This is a genomic window from Duganella sp. GW821-FHT01E12 (assembly GCF_059422325.1).
The window spans coordinates 228160-235793 of sequence record NZ_JBWKWR010000009.1 but is presented as its reverse complement, the minus strand read 5'-3'; the positions used below and the strand labels follow the sequence as shown (position 1 = coordinate 235793).

The following is a 7634-nucleotide window of genomic DNA, read 5'->3' as shown; positions in this document are numbered from 1 at the left end:
ATTCGAAATTGCGGCCGTTGCGCGGCTCGCGCAGCAGGTTCACGCCGCCGGCCAGCATCACGTTGAAGCCGGAGGCGTGCGCCTCGGCGCCTATCATCGCGCCGCCGTTGTAGGCCAGCTCGCGGTCCCAGGTGGCGGTGGTGGCCAGGCCGGACGGCAGCGAGGTGCGCTCGCGCGGCGTCTTGGTGGCCTGTGTCGCCACACCCAGGCCGGCGTCGGTCTCGAACAAGGCGGGCAAGCCAAGGCGCGGCGAGCCCGGGATATAGCCCGCCGAGAATGGCAGCGCGGCGGGATTGCGCTTCTTGTCGCCGAAGTCGGAGCCGAACCAGCCCATCACCCAGCTCAGTTTCTCCTTCTGCGTCATGGCCTTCAGCGCGAGTTCGGCGCGCCGGTCGGCGCCCAGCGACGTGTCCATCCAGGTGCGCTCGGCCACCGGAACGGGCGTCGCGGCTTCGGCGGCATATGCAGGCAGGGTCACGGCGACGACAAGGACGGTTGCGGCGGCGAGCGCCATTGCAACCGCCAGCGCGATCGCCAGCGGACGTAAATTCAAATCGGCGCGCATAGGTTCTCTCTTAACGGGTGGAGTACATGCCGGCGTACTTCACACCGAAGTAGAGAATGAAGGTGTAGCAGGCGGCCGGCACGAAGAACGACCATTGGAGACCGATGGTATCGGCCAGCAGGCCTTGCACGAAGGGCACGACGGCGCCGCCGACGATGGCCATGCACAGGATGCCGGAACCCTGGCCGGTCTGCTTGCCCAGCTTGTGCAGCGCCATGCTGAAGATGGTCGGGAACATGATGGAGTTGAACAGGCCGACCGCGATGATGGCCCACATGGCAATCGCGCCGCTGCCGAAGATGGCCGTCAGGATCAGCGCGATGGAGGCCGCCGAATTGAACGCCAGCGCCTTGCCCGGGCTAACATAGCGCATCACGGCGAAGCCGATGAAGCGGCCGACCATGGCGCCGCCCCAGTAGTAGCTGACGTAGTGCGCGGCGGCACCGGCAGGCAGGCTGGCGACATTGGACTCGCCCAGGAAGTTGATCAGGAAGCTGCCGATGCTGACCTCACCGCCGACATACAGGAAAATGCCGATGGCGCCCAGCACCAGGTGGCGATGCGCCAGCACCGACTTCTCGACGATGGAGATGACGCCGCCCTCTTCCTCCGCATGGCTCATCTTCGGCAGCCGCACCAGTGCGAACAGGATGGCCAGCGCCAGCAAGGCGGCGGCCAGCGCCAGATACGGGATCTGCACGGCGGCGGCTTCCTCCGCCTTGGTCTTGACCAGGTTGGCCACTGCGGGCGCGCCTTCGGACAGGATCAGGATGCCGCCCAAGGTCGGCGCGATGGTGGTGCCCAGGGAATTGAAGGCCTGCGTCAGCGTCAACCGGCTCGACGCGGTGGCCGGCGCGCCCAGCACCGTCACATACGGATTGGCCGCCACCTGCAGGATCGTGATGCCGCTGGCGAGCACGAAGAAGGCCAGCAGGAACAGCGCGTAGCCGTTCATCGACGCCGGATAGAACAGCGCGCATCCGCCGGCCGCCAATACCAGGCCGCTGACCGCGCCGCGCTGGTAGCCGATGCGCTTGATCAGCATCCCGGCAGGCAGCGAGACGATGAAGTAGGCGCCGAAGAAGCAGAACTGCACCAGCATCGCCTGCACATAATTAAGGGTATAAATCGATTTCAGATGGGGGATCAGGACGTCGTTCAGCGACGTTAGCAGGCCCCACATAAAGAACAGCAGCGTGATGATGATCAGCGGGACGGTGTTGCCCTCCCCGGCCTGATTCGTTTGGCTGCGAGTACGCATGGCTGCCGATGCAACGTGTTCCATAAGTCTGTCTCCTGTATGGATGATTTTTATATTAATGAAAAAGATTCTGCATGCGCGCCGTCCGGTGGTCAAACATCCCGCGAAATTCGGCCTCAGTTTAGCCATCCTCACTAAACATGGCGATATAGGCGGCACGCCACCGCTGTCGCGCTCCAAGCGGCTAAAACCTGCATGTTTAGTAAATTGAGCTAAACTTTTGGTCAAAGCCGGCATGGCGTTTGACCGCGCGTAGATGCTTATGCAAGACTGCGTTCACACAGAATCCTGCCGACGGACCCCAGCCGCGAGCAGCATCATAGAGATACATGGAGGTTAGATGGGCAATGCCACGAATGTCGCCGGAGTGACGATACGGGATATCGCCCGCGTCGCCGGGGTGTCCACCGGGACCATCTCGCGGGCGCTGAAAAATGAACCTGGTTTGACCGAAGCGACCCGTCAGATGGTGCTGGAAGCGGCGCGAGAGCTGGGCTACGATTTTTGCAAGCTTCGGCCCAAGCGCCTGCGCCGCCTGACGTTCCTGCTGCACCGCCAGCACAACACCGCATCGAGCAGCCCATTCTACTCGCCGGTGCTGCACGGCGCCGAAGAGGCTTGCCGCAAGCAAGGCATCGTGTTGTCGTTCATGGCGGTCGGCCCGGCGGACGGCTTGATTGACCAGATACGCATGCACGCGCCGGACGGCATTGTCTGCGCCGGCTTCTTCGAACCGGAGACGCTGAGCGCATTGCGCTCCACCGGCAAGCAGTTGGTGTTGATCGATATGAAGCTGCGCGGCTACAGCTCGGTCAACCCGGACAATATGATGGGCGGCTACCTGGCCACGAAACACCTGATCGACACCGGCCGCACGCGCGTGGGCTTCATTTCCGGCCCGCTGTCGCACTACAGCATCCGCGAACGTGCGCGCGGCTACCGGCAGGCGCTGTTCGAAGAAGGCATCCTGGCAGATCCCCGCCTGGAAGCCGGACTGCCGGACGGCGTCGATCTTGAAACCGGCGCCTGGGAAGCGATGGAGCAGCTGCTGTCCCTGCCCCATCCGCCGGACGCCGTATTCTGCTACAACGACAGCGCCGCCCTGGTGGCAATGCGCTGCTGCCTGGCCAAGGGATTGAAAGTCCCGCACGACATCGCGATTGTAGGCTTCGACGACATCGCCACCGCCGTGTTGGGACATCGTCCGCTAACGACGCTGCGCATCGACAAAAAGGCACTGGGCGCGCTGGGCGTGGAGCTGCTGCTCGGTGGGCAGCAGGAAGTACCGGTTGAGAAAATCGCTCCGGTGGAGTTGGTCGTCCGTGCCAGCACGGTATTCGACGGCTGGCGCATACAGAAATAGACTTTGAAATCCAGGTTATGCCGCAGGACGTTCGGTTCGCAAGAACCGCAACGGGGGGACTGCTGCGCGCCTGAAAAACACCCGGGGCCTGTCTAACAAAGGCGGCCCGCCTTCCAACCCAAAAACGGACCTGACGATGGCGCCAGATTTTCAATCCCGCTCAACGCTGCTGAACCACATACGCCACACCAAGCACTTCTACGATGACCGCTGCGTGGATTCCAGCGGCGGCTTCTATCACTTCTACAAGGACGACGGCACAGTCTACGACGCCCGCACCCGCCACCTGGTCAGCAGCACGCGCTTCGTCTTCACTTACGCGATGGCGTGGCGCCAGTTCGGCGAAGCGGCGGACCAGCAGCGCCTGCGCCATGGTCTGGACTTCCTGCGCACGGCGCATCGCAATGCCGACACTGGCGGCTACGCCTGGCAGCTGGACTGGAACAACGGCGCCGGCACGGTCACCGACGGCACCAACCATTGCTACGGCCTGGCCTTCGTGCTGCTGGCCTACAGCCATGCGCTGATGGCCGGCGAAGCCCAGGCCCGCGAGTGGATCGCCGAGACCTTCGCGCTGATGGAGCGCCGATTCTGGCAATCCGCCCATGGCCTGTATGCCGACGAAGCCAGCTCCGACTGGAGCTACCTCGATCCGTATCGCGGCCAGAACGCCAACATGCACGCCTGCGAAGCATTGATCGCCGCCTTCGAAGCGACCGGCGACCGCGCCTACCTGCTGCGCGCCGAAACGCTGGCGCGCAACATCACGCAACGCCAGGCCGCGCTGGCCGGCAACCTGATTTGGGAGCACTACCACGCCGACTGGTCGGTCGACACCGAGTACAACCGCCACGACAAGAGCAACATCTTCCGTCCGTGGGGTTACCAGCCGGGCCACCTGACCGAATGGGCCAAGTTGTTGCTGCTGCTGGAGCGCCATGGCGCGCAGCTCGAAGGCGGAAGCCACTGGCTGCTGCCGCGCGCCGTCGAACTGTTCGACGCGGCGCTGGCCAAGGCCTGGGACCATGAACACGGCGGCATCTACTACGGCTTCGCGCCGGACGGCAGCATCTGCGACGATCTCAAATACTTCTGGGTGCAGGCCGAGAGCCTGGCCACCGCCGCGCTGCTGGCCGCGCGTACCGGCGAAACCCGCTACTGGACCTGGTACGACAAAATCTGGGCCTATAGCTGGGAGCATTTCGTCGATCACCGGCATGGCGCGTGGTACCGTATCCTGGGCGCGGACAACAGCAAGCTGACCGACGAGAAAAGCCCGGCCGGTAAAGTGGACTATCACACCATGGGCGCCTGCTACGAAGTGCTCAACGTTTTGAAGGATTGAGATGGCCGCCTTTCCATTATTCGTGGCGGCGGGCGAAGCGCTGACCGACATGATCGTGCAAGACCCGGCGCAGCAGCACTGGCTTAGCCAGGTGGGCGGTTCGACCTGGAACGTGGCGCGCACCATGGCCCGGCTGGACGTGCCGACCGCCTTCGCCGGCGCCATCAGCCGCGACGTCTTCGGCGACGCGTTGTGGCAGGCCAGCGAGGCCGCCCGGCTGGACCTGCGCTTCATCCAGCGTTACGACAAGTCGCCGTTGCTCGCCATCGTGCACCGCACCGACCCGCCGGCCTACTTCTTCGTCGGCGACGACAGCGCCGACCTGCAGTTCGACGCGGCGGCGCTGCCGCAGGGCTGGCGTGCGCACTGCAAGTGGGTGCATTTCGGCGGCATCAGCCTGGCGCGCCAACCGCTGGCGGACAAGCTGGTGGCGCTGGCCGAACAGCTCAAGCAGGATGGCGTGCGCATCTCCTATGACCCCAACTACCGGCTGCTGATGGACCAGCGCTACGACGCCACGCTGCGCCGCATGACGGAGTTGGCCGACGTGATCAAGGTGTCGGAGGAAGACCTGGAAGGCCTGTTCCGCACCGCCGATATCGATGGCGCCCTCGCCACGCTGCGCGGCTGGAACCCTGCCGCCACCTACCTCTACACCAAGGGATCGGCCGGTGCATCGCTGCACATCGGCGACGATGCATGGCATATGCCGGCGCCGCCGATCACCGTGGTGGACACCGTCGGCGCCGGCGACGCCAGTATCGCTGCGCTGGCGTGGAGCATGATGCATCGCCCGCAGCAGCGGCCGTCGCAGCATTTGAGCTTCGCAGTGGCGGCGGGCGCCGCCGCCTGCCTGGCGCCGGGCGCGTCGCCGCCGTCGCTGGCGCAGATCGAAGCCCTGATTACATAAAGGCCACGTCATACGGGCGTAACACAAGATCGATAGGATTGCGGGCTTTATATTGCCCATCTTATTTAGGTCTCCATGCGCCCGACTACTCCTTTCGTCAAATCCCGTTTGCATCTGGCCCTCGCGGCCGCCGGCCTGTGCGCACTGCACGGCGCCGCTTTCGCCGCTGAAGATGGCGGCGAAGGTGCGCTGTCCAAAGTCGTCATCAAGGCGACGGTGGAAAAGAAAAAGCTGGGCGACAGCGTCAGCGGCGGCGCCCTGGGACGCAAGTCGGAACTGGATACGCCCTTCTCCACCAAGGCCGTCAGCAGCGACGAAATCGAAGACCGCCTGGCCACCAGCATCTCCGAAGTGCTGAAGTACGACGCCTCGGTCACCGCCATCAGCCCGCCGATCAGCACCCACCCGGCCACCATCCAGATGCGCGGCCTGCGCCTCGATGACCTGAACGGCTACAAGATCAACGGCCTGGCCAACATCAACCGCGGCACCGAAATGCCGCTGGAGATGTTCGAGAGCGTGGAAGTACTCAAAGGCCTGACCGGCTTTATGTACGGCTTCGGTTCGCCGGGCGGCATCGTCAACTACGTCAGCAAGCGCCCGACCACCGACAAGAGCTTCAGCGCAGCCATGGGTTACCAGGAAGGTGGCGCGATCAAGGAACATATCGACACCGGTGGCCGCCTGGGCGACGAAGGCGGTTTCGGCTACCGTCTGAACCTGCTGCATGAAGACGGCGGCGTGCAGGAAGAAAGCGGCTCGATCAAGCGCAACGCGGCGGGCCTGAACCTGGAGTGGCGCGTCTCCAACGACGTGGCGCTCACCTACGACGCGATCTACCAGCGCCGCAAGAGCGTCGGCGGCACCGACGTGGTGATCTCGCCACTGTACGTGGTGCCGAAGCCGGTCGCCGGCGACACCAAACTCAATAGCATCGGCGCAGGCAGCGATGTCGAATACTCGCTGTCCACCGTCGGCATGGAATACCGCATGAGCCCTGAATGGGTGGCGAACCTGTCGTACCGCACCTCGAATTCGACCCGCGTCTACAAGAAGGACCAGTACTACATCACCAGCAACAAGGCCGACTACAAGGACCGCGTCACCTCCGAACTGCACGGCTACCACTTCGACCAGGCGCAGGCCAGCTTCGAGGGCAAAATCAACGCCTTAGGCCTGGCGCACGAAATCGTCGCCGGCGTGAGCTCGCAGAACCTGTCGTCGACCTCCTCGGCGGTCACGCCCAAGACCTATCTGGGCACCGGCAACCTGTACGCGCCCAACATCATCAACGTCGACAACATCAACTGGAGCGGCGGCACCTACCGCGACGAAGCCACCCGCCAGGAAGCGGCCTTCGCCAGCGACACCGTCAAGCTGACCGACCACTGGTCGGTGCTGGCCGGCGCCCGCTACACTCGCTACAACGACAACGCCTACTCCACCAAGGGCGCGGTCATCGCCAACTACCCCGCACAGCGCACCACGCCCACCGTGGCCCTGATGTACAAGCCCGCCGCCGACACCACCGTCTACGGCAGCTATGTCGAGGCGATGGAACAGGCTTCCAGCGCGCCGACGTCCACCGTCAACGCCAACCAGACCTTCGCTCCGCTCAAGAGCAAGCAGGCCGAAGTCGGCGTCAAGACGGAGCGCAGCTTCTGGAACGCCAGCGCGGCGCTGTTCCACATCAAGCGCGGCGCGCAGTACACCAATGGCGCCAACGTTTTTGTGGAAGACGGCGAAACCAAATACCAGGGCGTGGAATTCAACACCGTGGTGCAGGCGACGAAGAACCTGTCGATCGAAGGTGGCCTGATGCTGCTCGACGCGACACTGGAAAACGCCGCGCCTGGCTTCAGCGGCAAGCGCGCGGTAGGCGCACCGCGCCGCCAGGTATCCGTGCAGGCTACCTGGCGCGATGTGCTGCCAGGCCTGGCGCTGCATGCCGGCACCCAGTACCTGGGTGAGCTGCCGATGGATGCGGCCAACGTCAACACGCTGCCAGCCTACACGCTGTTCGACGCGGGCTTCAACTACCGTCACCGCTACTTCGGCAAGATGGTCAGCGTGCGCGCCAACATCTCCAACATCGCCAACCGCAAATACTGGACCTACTATCAGGAGAACTACCTGAATGTCGGTTCGCCGCGCACCGCCAGCGTGAATGTTCGCGTAGACTTCTAAATT

The 7634-nt window shown here is 63.9% G+C and carries 7 protein-coding genes; 5 read left to right on the top strand and 2 right to left on the bottom strand.

Annotated elements, in window-relative coordinates; all coding sequences use genetic code 11:
- Nucleotides 1–565: glycoside hydrolase family 3 N-terminal domain-containing protein (locus AC07WS_RS23375; protein WP_494731380.1), on the bottom strand; the 565-nt coding region annotated here is incomplete at its 3' end.
- A gap of 10 nt (nt 566–575) precedes the next feature.
- The gene (locus tag AC07WS_RS23370) at nt 576–1850 is read right to left on the bottom strand and encodes a sugar MFS transporter (protein WP_494731379.1); all 1275 of its coding nucleotides are present in this window, start codon (nt 1848–1850) and stop codon (nt 576–578) included.
- 34 nt (nt 1851–1884) lie between these two features.
- Between AC07WS_RS23370 and AC07WS_RS23365 the strand changes: the two genes are divergently transcribed.
- From AC07WS_RS23365 to AC07WS_RS23345, 5 genes are all read left to right on the top strand, one after another.
- Nucleotides 1885–2037 (top strand): hypothetical protein, encoded by a 153-nt coding sequence (locus AC07WS_RS23365; protein ID WP_494731378.1) that lies wholly within the window; start codon nt 1885–1887, stop codon nt 2035–2037.
- Nucleotides 2038–2166: 129 nt separating this feature from the next.
- The gene (locus tag AC07WS_RS23360) at nt 2167–3189 is read left to right on the top strand and encodes a LacI family DNA-binding transcriptional regulator (RefSeq protein WP_494731377.1); all 1023 of its coding nucleotides are present in this window, start codon (nt 2167–2169) and stop codon (nt 3187–3189) included.
- Nucleotides 3190–3325: 136 nt separating this feature from the next.
- Nucleotides 3326–4534, top strand: coding sequence for an AGE family epimerase/isomerase (locus AC07WS_RS23355; RefSeq protein WP_494731376.1), 1209 nt, complete (start codon nt 3326–3328; stop codon nt 4532–4534).
- 1 nt (nt 4535) lies between these two features.
- Nucleotides 4536–5444 carry a carbohydrate kinase family protein gene (locus AC07WS_RS23350; protein WP_494731375.1) on the top strand — a complete coding sequence of 303 codons (909 nt, stop codon included), beginning with the start codon at nt 4536–4538 and terminating at the stop codon, nt 5442–5444.
- A gap of 108 nt (nt 5445–5552) precedes the next feature.
- A complete protein-coding gene (locus tag AC07WS_RS23345) occupies nt 5553–7631 on the top strand; it encodes a TonB-dependent siderophore receptor (protein ID WP_494731374.1) in 2079 nt (692 codons plus the stop codon).
- Nucleotides 7632–7634: the final 3 nt, after the last annotated feature.

Excerpts from the sequence above, each read along its gene's own strand:
- AC07WS_RS23370 (WP_494731379.1), bottom strand. The coding sequence starts at position 1,850 with ATGGAACACGTTGCATCGGCAGCCATGCGTACTCGCAGCCAAACGAAT.
- AC07WS_RS23365 (WP_494731378.1), top strand. The coding sequence starts at position 1,885 with ATGAAAAAGATTCTGCATGCGCGCCGTCCGGTGGTCAAACATCCCGCG.
- AC07WS_RS23360 (WP_494731377.1), top strand. The coding sequence starts at position 2,167 with ATGGGCAATGCCACGAATGTCGCCGGAGTGACGATACGGGATATCGCC.
- AC07WS_RS23355 (WP_494731376.1), top strand. The coding sequence starts at position 3,326 with ATGGCGCCAGATTTTCAATCCCGCTCAACGCTGCTGAACCACATACGC.
- AC07WS_RS23350 (WP_494731375.1), top strand. The coding sequence starts at position 4,536 with ATGGCCGCCTTTCCATTATTCGTGGCGGCGGGCGAAGCGCTGACCGAC.